19 protein-coding genes are annotated in these 17,613 nt (G+C 62.9%); 6 read left to right on the top strand and 13 right to left on the bottom strand.

Annotated elements, in window-relative coordinates:
• Positions 1–47: 47 nt before the first annotated feature.
• Complete coding sequence (locus tag ACFPN2_RS00565; protein ID WP_380593929.1) at positions 48–314, bottom strand: DksA/TraR family C4-type zinc finger protein; 267 nt, start codon at positions 312–314, stop codon at positions 48–50.
• A gap of 374 nt (positions 315–688) precedes the next feature.
• On the opposite strand from ACFPN2_RS00565, the gene ACFPN2_RS00560 reads away from it, so the two are divergent.
• Positions 689–1,027, top strand: coding sequence for a hypothetical protein (locus ACFPN2_RS00560; RefSeq protein ID WP_380593927.1), 339 nt, complete (start codon positions 689–691; stop codon positions 1,025–1,027).
• A 4-nt stretch (positions 1,028–1,031) separates the two neighbouring features.
• On the opposite strand, the gene ACFPN2_RS00555 is transcribed toward ACFPN2_RS00560, so the two are convergent.
• A complete protein-coding gene (locus ACFPN2_RS00555; RefSeq protein WP_380593925.1) occupies positions 1,032–1,490 on the bottom strand; it encodes a TIR domain-containing protein in 459 nt (152 codons plus the stop codon).
• Between the two features lie 105 nt (positions 1,491–1,595).
• Here ACFPN2_RS00555 and ACFPN2_RS00550 point away from each other — a divergent pair, with 105 nt between their 5' ends.
• From ACFPN2_RS00550 to ACFPN2_RS00530, 5 genes are all read left to right on the top strand, one after another.
• Positions 1,596–2,339, top strand: a complete 744-nt coding sequence (locus tag ACFPN2_RS00550; protein ID WP_380593923.1) for an endonuclease/exonuclease/phosphatase family protein — start codon at positions 1,596–1,598, stop codon at positions 2,337–2,339.
• Positions 2,340–2,361: 22 nt separating this feature from the next.
• Complete coding sequence (locus ACFPN2_RS00545; protein WP_380593921.1) at positions 2,362–4,401, top strand: 3-hydroxyacyl-CoA dehydrogenase NAD-binding domain-containing protein; 2,040 nt, start codon at positions 2,362–2,364, stop codon at positions 4,399–4,401.
• Between the two features lie 116 nt (positions 4,402–4,517).
• Positions 4,518–5,579: a cyclic nucleotide-binding domain-containing protein gene (locus ACFPN2_RS00540; RefSeq protein ID WP_380593919.1), complete on the top strand. Its 1,062-nt coding sequence runs from the start codon at positions 4,518–4,520 to the stop codon at positions 5,577–5,579.
• A gap of 96 nt (positions 5,580–5,675) precedes the next feature.
• Complete coding sequence (locus ACFPN2_RS00535; protein WP_380593917.1) at positions 5,676–6,818, top strand: ABC transporter permease; 1,143 nt, start codon at positions 5,676–5,678, stop codon at positions 6,816–6,818.
• Positions 6,819–6,822: 4 nt separating this feature from the next.
• Positions 6,823–7,986 carry an ABC transporter permease gene (locus ACFPN2_RS00530; RefSeq protein ID WP_380593915.1) on the top strand — a complete coding sequence of 388 codons (1,164 nt, stop codon included), beginning with the start codon at positions 6,823–6,825 and terminating at the stop codon, positions 7,984–7,986.
• Between the two features lies 1 nt (position 7,987).
• Here ACFPN2_RS00530 and ACFPN2_RS00525 read toward each other — a convergent pair whose 3' ends face one another.
• From ACFPN2_RS00525 to rrtA, 11 genes are all read right to left on the bottom strand, one after another.
• Positions 7,988–8,338 carry a PilZ domain-containing protein gene (locus ACFPN2_RS00525; protein ID WP_129648570.1) on the bottom strand — a complete coding sequence of 117 codons (351 nt, stop codon included), beginning with the start codon at positions 8,336–8,338 and terminating at the stop codon, positions 7,988–7,990.
• Positions 8,339–8,387: 49 nt separating this feature from the next.
• Positions 8,388–9,443 (bottom strand): DNA polymerase III subunit delta', encoded by a 1,056-nt coding sequence (gene holB, locus ACFPN2_RS00520; protein WP_380593913.1) that lies wholly within the window; start codon positions 9,441–9,443, stop codon positions 8,388–8,390.
• A gap of 23 nt (positions 9,444–9,466) precedes the next feature.
• Positions 9,467–10,114: a dTMP kinase gene (gene tmk, locus ACFPN2_RS00515; protein WP_380595258.1), complete on the bottom strand. Its 648-nt coding sequence runs from the start codon at positions 10,112–10,114 to the stop codon at positions 9,467–9,469.
• Positions 10,114–11,136, bottom strand: a complete 1,023-nt coding sequence (gene mltG, locus ACFPN2_RS00510; RefSeq protein ID WP_380593911.1) for an endolytic transglycosylase MltG — start codon at positions 11,134–11,136, stop codon at positions 10,114–10,116. Before mltG ends, tmk begins: the two co-directional genes overlap by 1 nt.
• A 15-nt stretch (positions 11,137–11,151) precedes the next feature.
• Complete coding sequence (gene pabC / locus ACFPN2_RS00505; RefSeq protein WP_380593909.1) at positions 11,152–11,958, bottom strand: aminodeoxychorismate lyase; 807 nt, start codon at positions 11,956–11,958, stop codon at positions 11,152–11,154.
• Positions 11,955–13,313 (bottom strand): aminodeoxychorismate synthase component I, encoded by a 1,359-nt coding sequence (locus ACFPN2_RS00500; RefSeq protein ID WP_380595257.1) that lies wholly within the window; start codon positions 13,311–13,313, stop codon positions 11,955–11,957. Before ACFPN2_RS00500 ends, pabC begins: the two co-directional genes overlap by 4 nt.
• 51 nt (positions 13,314–13,364) lie before the next feature.
• Positions 13,365–14,609 carry a beta-ketoacyl-ACP synthase II gene (gene fabF, locus ACFPN2_RS00495; RefSeq protein ID WP_380593907.1) on the bottom strand — a complete coding sequence of 415 codons (1,245 nt, stop codon included), beginning with the start codon at positions 14,607–14,609 and terminating at the stop codon, positions 13,365–13,367.
• A gap of 157 nt (positions 14,610–14,766) precedes the next feature.
• Complete coding sequence (gene acpP, locus ACFPN2_RS00490; RefSeq protein WP_066920125.1) at positions 14,767–15,009, bottom strand: acyl carrier protein; 243 nt, start codon at positions 15,007–15,009, stop codon at positions 14,767–14,769.
• Between the two features lie 147 nt (positions 15,010–15,156).
• On the bottom strand, positions 15,157–15,909 hold the full coding sequence (gene fabG, locus ACFPN2_RS00485; RefSeq protein ID WP_380593904.1) for a 3-oxoacyl-ACP reductase FabG: 753 nt from the start codon (positions 15,907–15,909) through the stop codon (positions 15,157–15,159).
• Complete coding sequence (fabD, locus tag ACFPN2_RS00480) at positions 15,906–16,865, bottom strand: ACP S-malonyltransferase (protein WP_380593902.1); 960 nt, start codon at positions 16,863–16,865, stop codon at positions 15,906–15,908. The genes fabG and fabD overlap by 4 nt, the downstream gene beginning before the upstream one ends.
• Positions 16,866–16,959: 94 nt before the next feature.
• Positions 16,960–17,613, bottom strand: coding sequence for a rhombosortase (gene rrtA, locus ACFPN2_RS00475; protein WP_380593900.1), 654 nt, complete (start codon positions 17,611–17,613; stop codon positions 16,960–16,962).

Genomic DNA, 17,613 nt, shown 5'->3' with positions numbered 1-17,613 from the left:
GCGAGCGCTGGCGGGCATCGTCGAAGGCGGATGTTTCTAACTCGCGCTCAGCGCAGCTGGCTGTCTTTGCTGCCGCGTCGGTTGTAGCCGCTGAACGCGCCGTTTTCTTTGTCGTCGGCTTCCTGGCAAGGAATACACAGGCGCACGCCCGGAATGGCCTTGCGGCGGGCTTCGGGAATCTCGGCTCCGCACTCGGCGCAATGGGTCAGGCTCGGACCTGCGGGCAACAGGCTCTTGGCGCGCTCCACGGCGTCTTTCACCGTCGCGTCGATCTGATCCTGAACTGCGCCGTCGCCGGCCCAACCTGTGGCCATTGTCACCCTCGAAATGAATGCGTTCCGAAACCTCTTAGATGTGGACGAGTGTAATTCACTCAAGGCCGGAAACCGGCTGCGCATAGGCATCATATTGAGGCGGCTGCGCTTCTCGCTGACCTGTAGGAGAGCATTACCTAAGCAAAGCGACCACATTCCGTAACAAAGCCAGTCGCGCTGCCAAAAAACTCTCGCAGGGCCGTTGCCTTTCGAAGTCGCTGGAGTATATTCCGGCCATAGACGCTTGAGCGGACACAGAAATGCCGCCGGGCGACTGAGTTAACTTCTCAGCTATCGCTCGCCGTTGTTGTTGCTGGAACGATCGACTTGATCCTTGGCGCCATCAGCGGCTAACCCATCCGGGAGTCAGTTGAATGAGCAGCGCCTGGGAGAATTTTTTCGCCGCTACGGTTGTGCTTGCCTCCGCCGGGCCGATCAAGCATCGGTTGGCCGAAGCTTTTCGCGAGCACCTTGCCGATCTGGAAGAAGAAGAGCTGCCGCGGGAGATCCGCGACGAGTACACCTCTTTGTCCTCCGCCATGTGCTGTGTCCGCCCGATGAAGGGCGAAACGGCCATTCAGGCGACTGTCCGCAAGATGTCCGATTCGGAAGCCGGCGGCTGCGCGGTCCGCATCGTCGGCATGCTGGGTGTGCTGGCCCGCCTACAGGCGGCCCAACGTGCACCGAAATTGCGCGCGGTCGGCGAGGACTAGCGAGTCAGTCCAGCTTGAACTCGATGGTGTCCCAGCGGGCCGTGTCCTCGTGACGGGCCTGCCGGCGGATGGCGTCCGCAAGCGAGCGCTCGTTCCACTCGATGATTTCATCGCCGAGCGCCTCGAGCTGCACCGGCAGCTTCTCCTTGACGCCGAATTTCTCCAGCACGATGACCGGCTTTTCGAAGCCCTTCGCACAATTCAACTGGAAGTCGATCAACTCCCGATGCCGCTGGTACAGCGCCGCGGGCACGATCACCACCTCGGCCAGGTTGATCTGCTTGCGTAATTCTTCCTTCATTGCCTCGCGCGAGCTGGTGGCGAGCTCCGGATTGCTACAGTTGCGGTAGTAGAAGTTGTGCGAACTCTCCAGATACTCGAACACGCGGTGATAATCGTCCGAGGGCTCGAACGCATGACTGACGAACAGCCGCACCGGATTGTGTTGAGAAATGCTGCCCACTTGGCTGGCTCCCGCCGCGATGATGAGGCCATTCTAATCCATAATGCTGCTGTAGAATGCGCCGGCCCGCGCTCCCAGCCGATGGTTTGAGCTCACGCCAACACGATGCGCTTCGTTCTGTACAACATCCGGTATGCCACCGGTTTCGGCCCGGCCTTCCACTTGCCGGTGCCCGGCGCAGGCTACCTCCGCAGTAACACGCGCGTCCTGAACGGCATTACCGACTGGCTCAAAGCGCTCGATCCGGACCTGGTCGGGCTGATCGAGATCGACACCGGCTCGATCCGCTCCGGGCTGGTCAACCAGGCCAAGCAGATCGCCGATTCGCTCGGCCACTATTCGACCTACCAGTGCAAGTACGGCACGGCCTCGATCAACCAGTTGATGCCCATCGTGCGCAAGCAGGGCAACGCGTTCCTCGCGGCGCCGCGCGTCGAGGGCGAGCGCTTCCATTACTTCGAGACCGGCATCAAGCGCCTGATCATCGAGCTGGAGCTCGAGGAATGCGCCATCTTCCTGGTGCACCTATCGCTCAAGTTCCGCCATCGCCACGATCAGTTGCGCCATCTGCACGAGCTGGTGAAGCGCGCCAGCAAGCCCGTGATCGTGGCCGGCGACTTCAATACCTTCTGGGGCGACCATGAGATCTACCTGTTCATGGAAGCCTCGGGCCTGAAGAGCGCGAACCGCCTGGGGCTGCCCTCCTACCCCAGCCACAAGCCGCGCAAGGAGCTGGACTTCGTGCTGTATTCCAACGGCATCGAGGTGACCCATTTCGACGTGCCGGACGTGCGTTTTTCCGATCACCGGCCCTTGATCTGCGACTTCAATATCCGACCGCGAACTTGAACAACAACTGCGGGAGTCGACCATGACCGAAGCCTCGGCCGCTGCCAGCGGCGCCGCCCATTGGCGTTTGGAGACCGAAGCCAACGGCATCGCCTGGTTGATCATCGACAAGGCCAACGCGGCCGTGAACAGCCTGTCGCGCGAGGTGATGGAAGAGCTCGACGTCATCCTCAATGCCCTGTCCCGCACGCCGCCGAAGGCCTTGATCGTCACCTCGGCCAAGAATGGCTTCATCGCCGGCGCCGACATCAAAGGCTTCGTCGGTATCGATTCGCCGGAGGCCGCCTATCGGATGATCCGGCAGGGTCAGCAGGTGGTCGACAAGCTCGCCGCCCTCCGCTGCGTCACCGTCGCCGCGATCAATGGGTTTGCGCTCGGCGGTGGCTTGGAGGTCGCGTTGGCCTGCCGTTATCGCGTAGCAGCCGACGACCCTTCCGTGACCCTGGGCTTTCCGGAAGTGCAGCTCGGCGTGCATCCGGGCTTGGGCGGCACGGTGCGGGCCGTTCAGCTGGCCGGCCCGATCGCCGCCATGGACCTCATGCTCACCGGTCGGCATATCCGCCCGAAGCAGGCGCTGCAGATGGGCCTGGTCGACAAGCTCGCGCCCCCGGCGCAGCTGCGCGACGTCGCCCGGCAGATCGCGCTGAGCCCACCGCCTGCGAAGACGATGTCCTTCCAGCATCGCCTGATGAACCTGGGGTTCGTGCGCCCCATCCTTGCCGGCCAGATGCGTGCGCAGGTCGCGAAGCGTGCGCGCCCGGATCACTACCCTGCTCCCTACAAACTGATCGAGCTGTGGCAGGACTATGGCGCCTCGGGCGAACGCGCCTACGACGCTGAAGCGCGCTCGATGGGCAATCTGCTGTGCACGCCGACTTCGCGCAATCTGGTGCGCGTGTTCTTCTTGCAGGAGCGTTTGAAATCCGCGGGCAAGAGCGGCGGCGAGCCGATCAAACATGTGCATGTCGTCGGTGCTGGCGTGATGGGCGGCGATATCGCTGCGTGGTGCGCGGCGCGTGGGCTCACGGTGACGTTGCAGGATCGCGAGGAAAAATACGTCGCGCCCGCGATGGAGCGCGCCCGGAAGTTCTTCGAGAAACGTTATCCGGATCAGACCAAGCGCGATGAAGTGATGAGCCGCTTGCAGGCCGACGTGCCGGGCGCGGGCGTGCCGCAAGCGGATCTCGTGATCGAGGCCATCTACGAGAATCTGGATGCGAAGCGTGAGCTGTACGCGCGCGTCGAGCCGCAGCTGAAGCCCAATGCGATCCTCGCGACCAACACCTCGAGCATCGTGCTCGAGCAGCTGGCCGAGAAACTGGCGCAACCTCAGCGACTCATCGGCCTGCACTTCTTCAATCCCGTCTCGCGCATGCCGCTGGTCGAAGTCATTCAAGCGCAGAACACCGATCCGAAGCAGGTGCAAGCCGGTCTCGGGTTCGCACGGCAGATCGACAAGCTCGCGATTCCTTGTCACAGCGCCCCGGGATTTCTGGTGAATCGGGTGCTCATGCCCTATTTGAGCGAGGCCGTGCGCGCGGCGCAGGAAGGCATTCCGCTCGCCCTCATCGATCGGGCCGCCGAAGCGTTCGGCATGCCCATGGGCCCGATCGAGCTGGCCGACGTGGTCGGTCTCGATGTGGTCATGAGCGTGGGTAAAGTCTTTTTTGAGACTGGCGCGGACGTGCCGGCGGTGCTCGCCACGCCCTTCTCGCAAAAGAAGTTCGGTAAGAAAAGCGGCGAAGGCTTCTATGTGTGGCAGAACGACAAGCCGGTGAAACCGCCGGTCATCGGCCAGAGTGCGCCGGACGATTTGCAGGATCGCTTGCTGCTGCCGCTGGTCAATGAGGCGGTCGCGGTGCTGCGGCAAGGCATTGTCGAGGATGCCGACCTCATCGATGCCGGTGTGATCTTCGGTGCGGGCTTCGCGCCGTTCCGAGGCGGTCCTTTGCAATACGCCCGTGCGCGCGGTGTCGACGCCGTGGTCGCCCGGTTACAAGAATTACAAAGAGTCCACGGTGACAGATTTGCACCCGACGAAGGCTGGGATTTAGTGCGCTGATCGCGGCCGGTAGCGCGGTCTTACCGACAAATCGCCTGTGCTACCATCCCCGGCAGATCTTGTGACGCCGGACGAGGCGTTGCTCGGGCAACCGATCCCTTCCACATTGGAGACACATGGAGAGCAAGCCGCTCGATCTTGGCCTGCTTCGGTCATTTTCCCCGCTCGACGGATTAAAACCCGAGAACCTGCAGACGTTGGCGCGCAAGACCGTGCTCCGCGAGCTGTCCGCGGGACGCTTGTTGTTCAAGGAAGGCGATAGCGACAAGCGCACGTATTACCTGGTGAGCGGCGTCCTCGAGTTGCTGAAGGACGATCGTAGCGTCGCCGTGTTGCGTGCCGGCTCTCCCGAAGCCCGCAATCCCCTCGCTCCTTTCACGCCGCGACGCTACAGCGCGCGTGCGGTTTCCGAGCGCGTCGAATTCATCGCCATCGACAGCGACATGCTCGACATGATGTTGACCTGGGACCAGACCGGCTCCTACGAAGTCGGCGAGCTGAGCAGCGCCAACGAGCAGGCGCCCGCGAGTGACGACTGGATGACGACGCTGTTACAGACCAAGGCGTTTCATCGCATTCCGCCCGCCAACATCCAGGCCATCTTCATGCGCATGCAGCGCCTGGAAGCCAAGGCCGGCGACGTCATCATCAAGCAAGGCGACGATGGCGATTACTTCTACGTGATCGTCAAAGGCAAATGCCTGGTGACGCGCGAGACGCCGCTCAACAAAGCCGGCATCAAGCTGGCCGAGCTCGGCATGGGCGACACCTTCGGCGAAGAAGCGCTGATCGCCGATGCGAAGCGCAATGCCAATATCACCATGCTCACCGACGGCGCGCTGATGCGGCTCGCGAAGGACGATTTTCGCAAGCTGCTGAACGAGCCGATGTTGCATTGGGTGAGCTTCGAGCAGGCCAAGGAGATCGTCGCCAGGGGCGGCAAATGGCTGGACGTGCGCCTGCCGAGCGAGTTCGAGACCTTCCACATGGAAGGCGCGCTCAACCTGCCGCTGTATTTCATTCGTCTGAAGTTGAAGTCCCTGGACCCGAATGTGCACTACGTCGTGGTGTGCGACACGGGCCGGCGCAGCTCGGCGGCGGCATACATCCTCGCGGAGCGCGACTTGAATGCGTCGGTGTTGAAAGGCGGCCTCGGCGCCGCGGATGTGAAGCGCTGAGCGTTTCTTGCGAAGTTGGCGCTTGCTGAAACCGCAAGCGAGGCGCCCGCGTCGATAGCTTGATTCGGTCATCCATGTCGGAGGTCGTCCCACCGCATGCGATTTCTGCCGCTCATCTGGTCCGGGATCTGTCGCAAGCCGGCCCGTAGCCTGCTGATCTTTCTTCAGGTCGGGGTCGCGTTCGCGCTGTTCGGCGTGCTCCAGGGTATGAAAACGGGCGTCGAGCAATTGATCGGCGAGGCCCGGGCCGATCTGCTGCTCGTTCACAGCAGTCTCGGTTTCGTCGACTCGTTGCCCATCGGCTCGCTCGGGACCCTCCAGTCGGTGCCGGGCGTCAAGGCCGTCGTGCCGGTGGAGCTGTTCGGCGGCATGTATCAGAAGCCCACCCAGCAGATGGGCATCGTCGCGATCCGCCCCGACGAGGACTGGCTCTCCGTATTCACCTACACCGTCGCCCCGCAAGATGTCGCGGCCTTCGAGAAGAGCCGCACCGGCACGCTGGTGAGAAAAGCGCTGCTGGAAAAATACGGCTGGAAAATCGGCGACCGCATTCCGGTGGTGACCAACGTCGTGAAGAGCGATGGCTCGGCGGATTGGACCTTCGACATCGTGGGCACGTACACCGATAGCGACATGGCCGGCGGCACCGATGTGATCCTGATCCAGTACGATTATTTCGATGTGTCGCGCGTCTCCAACAAGGGCGCCGTCAACCACTTCAATGTTTCCATCGTCGATCCGAGGCAGGCCGCGACCGTCGCCGATGCCATCGATCGGCGCTTCGCCAATTCCTCGCACACCACGAAAACCGAATCCTTGCGAGAGATGGCGCAGGTGCAGATGCAATCCATCGGCGATCTGGGCTTTCTGATTCGCGCCATCGTCGGTGCGGTGCTGGTCGCGCTGCTCTTTGCGACCAGCACGATGATGATGCAATCGACCCGCGAGCGAATGCCGGAGCTCGCGGTGCTGAAGACACTCGGCTTCGCGGACCGCGCGCTGTTTCTTTTTATTCTCGCGGAGGCTGCGGTGGTTTGTGTCGCGGCTGCGGCGTTTGGGTTGGCGCTTGCCCTGATCGCATTTCCGTTTGCCGCGCGATTCGTGCCGGGTGTGTCGATGCCGATTGAAGTGGTCGCGGTCGGTTTGGGATGTGCCGCGATAGTTGCGCTGATCAGCGCATCGGTGCCTGCGGCACGCGCGGCCCGGTTGAACATTGTGGCCGCGTTGGCCAGCCGGTAGGCGTATGAAATTCTTCCGAGAGCTCTTGGCCGTTCTGCGGGTGAACTTATCGAGCGTTCCACAACGGATCGGCTCGGCGCTCACGATTCTCGTCGGTGTGACCTGTGCCGTGGGCGCGTTGGTCTCGATGCTTGCCATGGGAACGGGAGCTCGCGAGCAGCAAGTCGCCAACGTGCGCCCGGACCGCGTCATCCTGACGACGAAGGGCACGCGGCCTGGCCAGGGCAATATCACCAAGGAAGAAGCTGCGGTCATTCTTGGCTTGCCTGGCGTGCGCAGGAATGCAGCGGGCGTTCCGATCGTCGTGTTCCAGTCGATGGTGCCGATCGAAGGTCGTCGGCGCGCGACGGGCAATCGCATCTACTTTCCGCTCGTGGGCGTCACCGCTGCGTTGAGAGATTACGCGCCGGAGCTGCATTTCACGGCGGGGCGCCCCTTCCAGTCGGGCCTCTCAGAGCTGGTCGCGAGCAATGCCTGCACGCGTCAGTTCGTCGGCTTCGAGCTCGGCGATAAACGTTTGCTTCGCGGCGGCGACTGGACGGTCGTCGGCCACTTCGATCAGGGGCTCGCGCAGGACTGTATCGTGTACGCCGATGCGGCCACGTTGATGAGCGCATTCACGCGGACCACCTATTCCTCAGCCGCCTTGATGCTGCGATCCCCCGCCGACTTCGACATGCTTCGAGCGGCCGTCACGAGCGATCCACGGCTGCGACTCGAGGTGCGAGGTGAGAAAGAGGCCATCGAAGAAGCCTTCAAGCCGCTGAACGCGATCCTCAACTTCGTGAGTTATTTCGTCGGTACCATCATGGCCATCGGTGCCACGCTCGGTGCGGTCAATTCTCTCTACGCGATGGTCGACGCGCGGCAGCGGGAGATCGCCACGTTGCGAGCGATCGGGTTCAAGAGTGGCCCGGTGATTCTTGCGGTGCTGATCGAATCGATGCTGCTAGCGTTGCCCGGCGCCTTGTTAGGCAGCGTGCTCGCCTGGCTGCTGTTCAATGGACTCGCCGCGAGTCCGCTCGGCTACAGCTTTGAGCTGTCGGTGACCGTCTCTCTCGCCTTGCTCGGTATCGAGTGGGCGCTAGCGATGGGATTGTTAGGTGGGCTGCTGCCCGCACTACGCGCGGCCCGTCTGCCGGTGGTGACGGCACTGCGGGCGATATGAGTTACATCGTATGGGTCGGCTTGTCGCCGCCCAGGGCGCCGGCCAGATAGCTTTCGATCTTGCGCTGGGTGTTGCCGCGATCCTGCTCGCTGAACTGCACGCCGATGCCGGCGGTGCGCTTGCCCTGCGCGCCTTTCGGGGTCATCCAGATCACGCGACCGGCGACGGGCAGCTTCTCGTCCTCGCCCATCAGGTTCAGCAGCATGAACACTTCATCGCCCAGGCGGTAATTGCTGTTGGTTGGAATGAACAGGCCGCCGTTCTTCACGAACGGCATATACGCCAGGTACAAGGCGCTCTTGTCCTTGATTGTCAGAGTCAGCAAACCGGGCTTGCTGCTGGGTTGACGCATCACCATGCGATCTTTCCGACCAGGCCTTTAGCGTTGACGTTAAGAGAGGCTAGCTCGCGCGTGCCACCGGCGCCTTGTTGGGCGCCAGCGCTTCCAGCAGCGCGATCAGCCAGGATTCCACGGCCAGCTCGCGTTGGAGCGCGGTGCGGGCCAGTTGCATTTTCAAAGTCCGCGTGCGGTCCACCATGCTGTACAGCGCGCTTATGTTCAACGGCCGCGACGGGCTTGGCAAGTGCGCAGGTCCCCCTGGGAACGTGACCCGATCGTCAGTTCCTGCAATCCCCGTCCGGGCGAGCGAGCACAGCCACAGATCGAGCCAGATCAGCCGGTCGATGAGCGCATCGTTGCCCCACTCCGCCGCGACCTGGGTCACATCCGTGTCGCCGGCGAACAGATCGCGTAGGGATTTCTGCATGTGCTGGTTGAGCTCATCGAAGCGGCCGTCGGCATATTCCAGCGCCTTGAGCGGCGCCCCGCCGGCAAATTCCAGCAAGGCGGGCGCGATCGCCTTGCCCGCCTCCTTCTGCAGCCAGGCCATGGCCTCGGCGGTCGACGGGCCGGCAATGGAGAGCTTCTGACAACGGCTACGCACGGTCGGCAACAGGCCCGAGGGGCGCGAGGTCAGCAGTACGAGCAAGCTGCCCTTGGAGGGCTCCTCCAGCGTCTTCAGCACGCTGTTGGCCGCACCCGGCGTCATCTGATGGGCAGGCTCGATGATGGCGACCTTGTAGCCCTGGCGGAAGCTCGTCTTCGAGAGCTTCTCGCACGCGGCGCGCACCTGGTCGACCGAGAGCTGAGTCTTGTCTTCCTCGGGCGCGACCCAGTGCAAATCGGGATGGGAGCCTGCCTTGATGAGCGCGCAGCTCGCGCACGCGCCACACACGTCGAGCACGCCATCGACCGATTTGTCACAAAGCACCGCGGCCGACAGCCACGCGGCGAACGATCCCGTGCCGAGGCCTTCGGCGCCCTGCACGAGGATCGCATGCGGCAAACGATTTGCGGTCCACGCGTGTTTGAGCTGCGCGATCGCTTCCGAATGCCACGGCAACAAGCGTGGGCTCGGTAATGTTCGCGGCTCGGCTGTTTCCTCTTTCTTCGCCATGACTTGATCGGTAACTGTGTAGGTTAGGGCGCCGGCAACTTCAGCAGCCGCTCGGCGATGGCCTGTTGAATGGCGACCGTCACCGCTTCCAGACTTTCCGTCGCGTCGATCACGACGAATCGTTTCGGCGCCTGACGCGCGCGGTCAAGATACGCTGCACGCACTCGCTCGAAGAACTCCCGCCGTTCCTGTTCGAAACGATCGCTGGTTCCCGCAGCCGCATTCCGCGCGCTCGCACGCGCCGCGCTGATATCAAGCGGCGCATCGAGCAACAGCGTCAGATCCGGACGCAACGTCCCCTGCACCATCTGCTCCAGCGTCGCGATGTTATCAACCGGCAGATTGCGACCGCCGCCCTGATAGGCGTAAGTCGCGTCCGTGAAGCGATCGCAAATGACACAAGCACCGCGCGCCAACGCGGGCCGAATCACATTCTCGAGGTGCGTCGAGCGCGCCGCGAACATGAGCAACAACTCGCAAGTGCTCGGCATCGGCTCATCGCTCGTTTCCAACAGCAACTCACGAATGCGCTCGGCGCGATGCGTGCCGCCAGGCTCGCGCGTGATCACCACTTCAACGCCCTGCTCGGCGATGAAATCTTTCAGACGTCCGATCTGCGTGGACTTGCCCACGCCCTCGCCGCCTTCAATGGTGATGAACTTACCTTGCATCATCGATTACTGCGCAGCTTCTGCAGATAACGCTTCACGGCGGCGTTGTGCTCCGCCAGCGTGCGCGAGAAGTAATGGCTGCCGTCGCCATTGCCCGTCGCCACGAAGAACAATGCACCGTTGGTTTCCGGCTGCACCGCCGCCCGTAGGGAGTCGAGGCCCGGCAATGCAATGGGCGTCGGCGGCAAGCCCGCACGCGTGTAAGTGTTGTACGGCGTATCCCGCAGCAGATCGGTGCGGCGAATGTTGCCGTCGTACGAGTTCATCATGCCATAGATGACCGTGGGATCGGTCTGTAACCGCATGCCCCGACGCAGCCGCTCGACGAACACGCCGGCGATCTGGGCCCGCTCGGTATCGAGGGCGGTTTCCTTCTCGATGATGGACGCGAGAATCAACGCCTCGTAGGGACCGGCGAGCGGCAAGTCCTTGGCTCGCGACTCCCACGCGGTCTTCACTTCCTGCTGCATGCGTCGGAACGCCATCCCAAGCAGCTCGATGTCGGTGGTGTTCCGCGGGAAGCGATACGTGTCCGGGAAGAACTGCCCTTCCGGATGCAGATCGGGCTGGCCGAGCGCACGCATGATGTCTTCGGGCGAGCGCGCGGCGTACTCGCCTCGAACATCCGGGGACTGCGCGAGCACCTTGCGAATATCGGCAAAGGTCGAGCCCTCGATGAACGTGATGCCATGGAGCAGGACGTTGCCGGAGTTGAGCAGATCGAGCAGTTTGATCGGGGTCAGCCCGGGCGTCAGCTGATATTCGCCCGCCTTCAAAGAATGATCGCGCTTGGTGAGGCGCGCCCACGCGATCAAGACCAGCGGCTGATCGAGCAAATTCTGGTCGTTGAGCGTGCTCGCCACGGTGCGTAGCGACGCGCCCTTGGGCACTTCGAACACCCTCGGTTCGGTCAGCGTGGCGATGGGCGTCTGCAGCCATTGATGGCCCCACCAGGCGAGCGCACCGGCCGCAATGACGCCCAGCAGGATCAATACACCGAACAGCCGAAACAGGATTCGCATTACAACTTAAATCCTTCAGTCGCTAAGCGATAACGCCGTCGCCAGCCGTGTCGCCACGCTGGTCTCGCTCCATTGCAATACATCGAGCGATGCCACCGATCGGATGCCACGCACCGCGTTGGTGAGGAACACTTCACTCGCTGTTTCCAGATCGTGCGGCCACAGCGGCTCCTCGCTGACCGCAAGCTTGAGTTTCGCGGCGGCCTTGATCACTTGAGCGCGCATCACGCCCTGCACGCCGTTGAAGCGCAGATCCGGTGTGATCAAGGCGCCCTCGCGCACGACGAACACGTTGGCCGACGTCGCGCACACCACCTCGCCCTCGGTGTCGAGCATCAAGCCTTCGTCGGCCTCGCCTTCGCGCCACTCACTTTGCGCTAGCACCTGCTCGAGACGATTCAGATGTTTGATACCCGCAAGCCGGGCGTTGCGTCCGAGGCGGATGTCACACCAGCGCAAGCGGAGCGCTCCGTGCGGCGATTGATTGAACGGATGCAGGGCCACGACACGATTACTCGACATCGCGCCGCTCGGCCGATATCCGCGGCCGCCCGAGCCTCGGGTCACGATGATCTTGAGCACGCCGCGATCGGCGCCGGCCGTGACTTGCGCGATCTCACGCAGCAACGTCGCTCGATCGGGCGGTGCAATCCCGAGGCGTGCGCAGCCGGTGAACAACCGCTGACAATGATCGTCGATGAAACGCACGCGCCCCTTCACAAGCAACGCGGTTTCGAACAAGCCATCGCCATATTGAAAGCCACGATCGTCGGCCGGAATCTGCTGCGAGGGTTGGCCGTTGATGAGCATGGCGAGGCTCATGCGCCGATCCCTTCGGCATCCGAGCCCAACGCTCGCAGCACGCCGCGAGCCTTCGCACGCGTCTCCGCAAGCTCACGCTCGGGAATCGAGTCGGCCACGATGCCGGCGCCGGCCCGCAATGTGAGCCGATCGCCCGCGACTTCGAGCGTGCGGATCAGGATGTTCAGGTCCATGCTGCCATCGCGGTTCAGATAACCGAACGAGCCGGTGTACGCGCCGCGCGCGACGCCTTCGAGCTCGGCGATGATTTCCATGCAACGGACCTTGGGACAGCCGGTGATCGTGCCGCCCGGGAACACCGCGCGCAGCACATCGCCCGGCGTTGCATCGGGCCGCAGCGTGCCGCTCACATTGGAAACAATGTGATGGACGTGCGCATACGACTCGATGGTCATGAACTCGTCGACCTTCACGGTGCCCGCTTCGCAGATTCGCCCCAGGTCATTGCGTTCCAGGTCGATCAACATCACGTGCTCGGCCCGCTCCTTCGGATGAGCGTGCAGCTCGCGCGCGAGATCGACGTCGTCTGCGGCAGTCTGGCCTCGTGGACGCGTGCCGGCAATGGGCCGCGTGGACACGTGGTCATCGCGCACCGAGACCAGGCGTTCGGGCGATGAGCTGACGACCGTAATGCCGTCGAGCTGCACGATGCCGCTGAAAGGCGCCGGGTTGGTCTGTCGCAATCGCTGATACAGATGCTGAGGCGTGATGCCGGCGTTGAGCGTCGCCTGCCAGCTACGCGAGAGATTCGCTTGATAGATATCACCGGCGGCAATGTACTCGAGCGCCCGCTCGACACTTCGCAAGAACTTATCCGGCGCATCTTCGCTCACCCCGCCCGTCACCAGCGACACGCTCGGTGCGCGCAAGGCGGGAACGTGGGCGAGATCGTCCGCCATGCGCGCCAACAGCGATTCAGACGCGGCTTCGGCGATCAACCACGACTTGCCGCTGTTGCGCTCGTGAATGATGGCCGCCGGCACGCGAATCGCCGAGGCAATCGGGCCTGCGGCTGGGGCTGACAGATGCAATCGCGGCTCGATCTCTCCGGCGAGTTCGTAGCCGAGATAGAGCAGCCAGCCGCCCGTAAATGGCACCGAGGTAGTGGGCGTCGAGGTGCGCTCACGTGCGAACCATTGATCCAAGGCCGATAAGAAGCCGCCCGTGCCGACGGCAGGATCGATCACGCCGTCGCGTTGTAACGTGAGGCGGTCCTGCGGATACGCGAAGAGAATGTCGAAGCGTGTGGTCGCGTTGCCGGCGGCGGCGCTTTCGAACAGTGCGGGATAGCGCTCGGGGAACGCGGCATGCAACGCCAACAGCGCCGACGAATCGGCGCTGACGGGTTGAATCAACGGCGCGCTATCGATCGAAATGGACGTGGGCGACTCCTGGCCGCGCACTGATCAGTCGAGCTTCTTGAAGATCAGGCTGCCGTTGGTTCCGCCGAAGCCGAACGAATTCGACAACGCCACCTTGATCGGCATCTGGCGTGCGACCTTCGGCACGTAGTCGAGATCGCAACCCTCGCCCGGGTTGTCGAGATTGATGGTCGGCGGTGCGACCTGATCGCGAATCGCGAGAATCGAGAAGATCGCTTCCACGACGCCGGCGGCACCCAGCAGGTGACCGGTCATGGACTTGGTGGAGCTGACCGCGAGTTTCATCGCGTGGTCGCCAAACGCGCGCTTCATCGCGATGGTTTCGGCACGGTCACCGAGCTCGGTCGAGGTCGCGTGCGCATTGAGGTACTGCACTTCGCTCGGGTTGAGCTGCGCATCCTTCAACGCATTCGACATCGCCAAACGCGCGCCCTCGCCGTCTTCCGGCGGCGCGGTCATGTGATGAGCGTCGCCGCTCATGCCGAAACCGACGAGCTCCGCGTAAATGCGAGCACCGCGCTTCTTCGCATGCTCGTATTCCTCGAGCACCACGGAGCCGGCGCCATCGGACAGCACGAAGCCGTCGCGATCCTTATCCCACGGACGGCTCGCCGCCTGCGGATTGTCATTGCGAGTCGACAACGCACGCGCCTGGCAGAAGCTGCCGAGGCCCAGCGGCGTCGTCGCCATTTCACCGCCGCCTGCGATCATCACATCGGCGTCGCCGTACTGAATCAGGCGCATCGCCAGACCGATCGAGTGAGTCGAGGTCGTGCAGGCGGTCACCGTGGCGATGTTCGGCCCGGTGAGCTTGAAATCGATGGACAGGTGGCCGGAGATCATATTGATGATGCTGCCGGGCACGAAGAATGGAGAGATGCGCTTCGGGCTCTTGGTCTCCATCCACTTGGTGTGATTTTCCTCGATGGTGTCGAGGCCGCCGATGCCGGCGCCCATCGCAACGCCAATGCGCTGCGCGTTCTCGGGCGTCACGACGATGCCAGAATCCTTGATGGCATCGGCTGCGGCTGCGTAGCCGTAGTGCATGAACGGATCCATGTTCCGCAACCGTTTCGCCGGCAGATATTTCTCAGCATCGAAGTCCGCCACCGCGCCGTGGAAGCGCACGGGAAATGCGCTCACATCGAAACGAGTGATCGGCACGATGCCGCTCTTGCCTTCGAGCACGTTACGCCACGCCGTATCGACCTGCGAGCCGACGGGAGAAACGATGCCCAGACCAGTGATGACGACGCGTCGCTTGGACAAACGGTTACCTCACAAGCGTGAACTTCGAATGACGTGGAGAGAACATGGCGGGGCGATTGGCGGAAGACCGTGGGTTGTGCGGCCTTCCTTGATGCGTTCAGCGTAGCGCTGCCGAGATGTCGACGTCGATCGCCGACAGCTCGTGTGCGAGGCCCAATCAGGCCTGGTTGCGGCGCTCGGTGATGTAATCGATCGCCTGCTGCACAGTGGTGATCTTCTCCGCGTCCTCGTCCGGGATCTCGGTCTCGAACTCCTCTTCCAGCGCCATCACCAGCTCGACCGTGTCGAGCGAGTCAGCGCCCAGGTCGTCGACGAAGGAAGCGTCGTTGGTGACTTCTTCCTCTTTCACCCCCAATTGTTCGGCGACGATGGCTTTGACCTGCTGTTCAATACTGCTCATTTGTGTACGAGTCCTCTATGAGGTGCTTAAACCCTTCGCTCGAGACCGACCCTTTTTGTTCATGGGTGGGGTCGCACGGGGGGCGTATTCTAAGTTAAAGGCCTGATGGGGCCAACATTTGCGAAAAAAAGCCTGACTTGGCCGCGATCAGACCATGTACATGCCGCCGTTGACGTGCAGTGTTTCGCCGGTGATATAGCCGGCCTGTGGCGACGCAAGAAACGCCACAGCATGGGCAATATCCTCGACAGAACCCAGTCGTCCCAACGCAACTTGGGCGCTCAGCTGCTGTTGTTGCTCGGCCGGCAGCTTGGCGGTCATGTCGGTCGCGATGAAGCCCGGCGCCACCACGTTCACCGTGATACCGCGCGAGCCGACTTCGCGTGCCAGAGATTTGGAAAAGCCGATGATGCCGGCCTTGGCCGCGGCGTAATTGGTCTGCCCGGCGTTACCCATCACGCCGACCACCGAGGCGATGTTGATGATGCGACCCCGGCGCGCCTTCATCATGCCGCGCAGGACCGCTTTCGACAGCCGGAACACCGACGCGAGATTGGTGTTCATGATGTCGTCCCACTCCTCCTGCTTCATGCGCAGGAGCAGGTTATCGCGGGTAATTCCTGCATTGTTCACCAGGATGGTGAGCGCGCCTTCCTTGCCTTCGATGTCCTTCAGCGCGCTCTCGCTCGAGGCCGCATCGGCGACGTTCAGCACGATGCCGCGACCTTTGTAGTTACCGGCGGCGAGCCATTCGGTGATGCCTTGAGCACCGGCATCGGTCGTTGCCGTGCCGATGACGGTCGCACCGCTGCGCGCCAGTTGCTCGGCGATCGCGCGACCGATACCGCGCGAGGCACCGGTGACCAGCGCTATATCCTGTGATAACCCTTGCTCGCTCATGACTGACTCCGGCAGGCCGCGAGCGCCTGTTGCAAGCTCTCGGGATCTTCGATCGAGAGCATCGCGATGTCCTTGTTCTTCTCGATGCGGCGATTCAAGCCGGTCAGCACGCCTTTCGGGCCACACTCGACCACCACTTTGGCGCCGCCGGCGAGGATGGCGCGAACCGTTTCGGTCCAGCGCACCGGCTTGACCAACTGCTGCACCAACGCCTGACGGATGCTGTCCGGTCCCTGATGCGTTTTCACATCGACGGTGTAAATGTCGCGCACTTCCGGTTGCGCAATATTGATGCTGCTCAATTTCGCCGCGAGCCGGTCGGCGGCGGGCTGCATCAACGCAGTATGAGAAGGCACGCTGACCGGCAGCTTCATGGCGCGCTTGGCGCCCTTGCCTTTCAGCACTTCGATGGCGCGATCGACCGCGACGGCGGCGCCTGCGATCACGACCTGTCCGGGGGAATTGAAGTTGGCGGCCTGAACGATTTCGCCAGCTGCGCCACTCTGCGTCGCTTCAGCACAGGCGGATTCGACATCGGCATCGTCGACGCCGAGGATGGCCGCCATCGCGCCTTGGCCCGCGGGCACTACCTGTTGCATGGCCTGGCCGCGAAACTGCACGAGGGCCACGGCGGTTTTGAAATCGAGCGCGCCGGAGCAGACCAGCGCCGTGTATTCGCCCAAGCTGTGGCCGGCCATCGCCGCAGGCAGCGGACCGCCATGCTTGCGCCAGACCCGCCAGGTCGCGACACCGGCGGTCAACATCGCCGGCTGGGTGCGCTCGGTGGCACCGAGCTGATCTTCCGGGCCCTGCTGACACAGCTGCCAGAGGTCATAGCCGAGCACAGACGACGCTTCCGCGAAGGTCTCCTGCACCAGCGGCTCGGCATTCGCGAGTCCGGCCAGCATGCCGACCGACTGCGACCCCTGCCCGGGGAATACAAAGGCAAAACTCATTGAGCTCCTGTGGGTCTTCCGGCCACTTTCGCAGCCCGACCTGGCATGACCAACCTCATGCGGCGCGCGATTATAACGATCCGCCCCCGGGTGGCTAGATCCTTGACTTTACGGCCACTTGCCTGTGGGCCTGCACCCACAGGATGAACCCGGCCAGCGCGCCCCCCAGGGCGCCATACAGATGCGCGTCCACAACGACCGCTAGATCGCCCGACAGCGGCAAGGCGCCATGCCACTGCTCCCACGTCAATTTGCCGAGCAAAATCACGGTCAGCGACAGCGCCAGCAGCTTCGATTCGTAGCGCCACCAGGCCACCGCGCCGGCCGCCAGCGCGCCATGCAGAACCCCGGACAGGCCCACATACCAGGTCAACTGTGGCTCCAAGAACACAAGTCCAAGATCGATGGCCGCCATGCTGAATAGCGCAACCAGCAGCCAGGCGCGCCAGGAGTAGTTGTCGTGGCGGAACAGCGCCGCGATCAGCGCCAGCCCCGCACTGTTCAGGATCAGATGCTGGGTGCTGCCATGGACCAGATGACCTGTAATCAGTCGCCAGTATTCTCCCTGCAATACCGCCTCGCGCTCGTACCGCAGGAGCAGCCTGCCGTTTTCGCCAAGCAGCGACAACAGAACCAGCCCGAGAAATACGAGTCCAAGCAGCCACTGTCCCCGGTTGTGGTCATTGGGCATCCATTGTCGGAGCCGACGCGAAAACGACAGGGCGGGCCGGGACAAGCCGTCACTCAT

Origin of the sequence: Steroidobacter flavus, from assembly GCF_042651805.1 — a bacterium.
GTDB lineage: Bacteria > Pseudomonadota > Gammaproteobacteria > Steroidobacterales > Steroidobacteraceae > Steroidobacter > Steroidobacter flavus.
Note: the sequence above shows the minus strand (reverse complement) of the source record. Positions and strands in the feature narration are given on the sequence as shown.

Bases quoted from the DNA above. Each gene is read 5' to 3' on its own strand.
- ACFPN2_RS00540 (WP_380593919.1), top strand. From the start codon at position 4,518: ATGGAGAGCAAGCCGCTCGATCTTGGCCTGCTTCGGTCATTTTCCCCG.
- ACFPN2_RS00525 (WP_129648570.1), bottom strand. From the start codon at position 8,338: ATGCGTCAACCCAGCAGCAAGCCCGGTTTGCTGACTCTGACAATCAAG.
- pabC (WP_380593909.1), bottom strand. From the start codon at position 11,958: ATGAGCCTCGCCATGCTCATCAACGGCCAACCCTCGCAGCAGATTCCG.
- mltG (WP_380593911.1), bottom strand. From the start codon at position 11,136: ATGCGAATCCTGTTTCGGCTGTTCGGTGTATTGATCCTGCTGGGCGTC.
- rrtA (WP_380593900.1), bottom strand. From the start codon at position 17,613: ATGAGTGACGGCTTGTCCCGGCCCGCCCTGTCGTTTTCGCGTCGGCTC.
- ACFPN2_RS00530 (WP_380593915.1), top strand. From the start codon at position 6,823: ATGAAATTCTTCCGAGAGCTCTTGGCCGTTCTGCGGGTGAACTTATCG.
- fabG (WP_380593904.1), bottom strand. From the start codon at position 15,909: ATGAGCGAGCAAGGGTTATCACAGGATATAGCGCTGGTCACCGGTGCC.
- acpP (WP_066920125.1), bottom strand. From the start codon at position 15,009: ATGAGCAGTATTGAACAGCAGGTCAAAGCCATCGTCGCCGAACAATTG.
- ACFPN2_RS00560 (WP_380593927.1), top strand. From the start codon at position 689: ATGAGCAGCGCCTGGGAGAATTTTTTCGCCGCTACGGTTGTGCTTGCC.
- ACFPN2_RS00535 (WP_380593917.1), top strand. From the start codon at position 5,676: ATGCGATTTCTGCCGCTCATCTGGTCCGGGATCTGTCGCAAGCCGGCC.
- ACFPN2_RS00565 (WP_380593929.1), bottom strand. From the start codon at position 314: ATGGCCACAGGTTGGGCCGGCGACGGCGCAGTTCAGGATCAGATCGAC.
- fabD (WP_380593902.1), bottom strand. From the start codon at position 16,865: ATGAGTTTTGCCTTTGTATTCCCCGGGCAGGGGTCGCAGTCGGTCGGC.
- ACFPN2_RS00545 (WP_380593921.1), top strand. From the start codon at position 2,362: ATGACCGAAGCCTCGGCCGCTGCCAGCGGCGCCGCCCATTGGCGTTTG.
- ACFPN2_RS00550 (WP_380593923.1), top strand. From the start codon at position 1,596: ATGCGCTTCGTTCTGTACAACATCCGGTATGCCACCGGTTTCGGCCCG.
- holB (WP_380593913.1), bottom strand. From the start codon at position 9,443: ATGGCGAAGAAAGAGGAAACAGCCGAGCCGCGAACATTACCGAGCCCA.
- tmk (WP_380595258.1), bottom strand. From the start codon at position 10,114: ATGCAAGGTAAGTTCATCACCATTGAAGGCGGCGAGGGCGTGGGCAAG.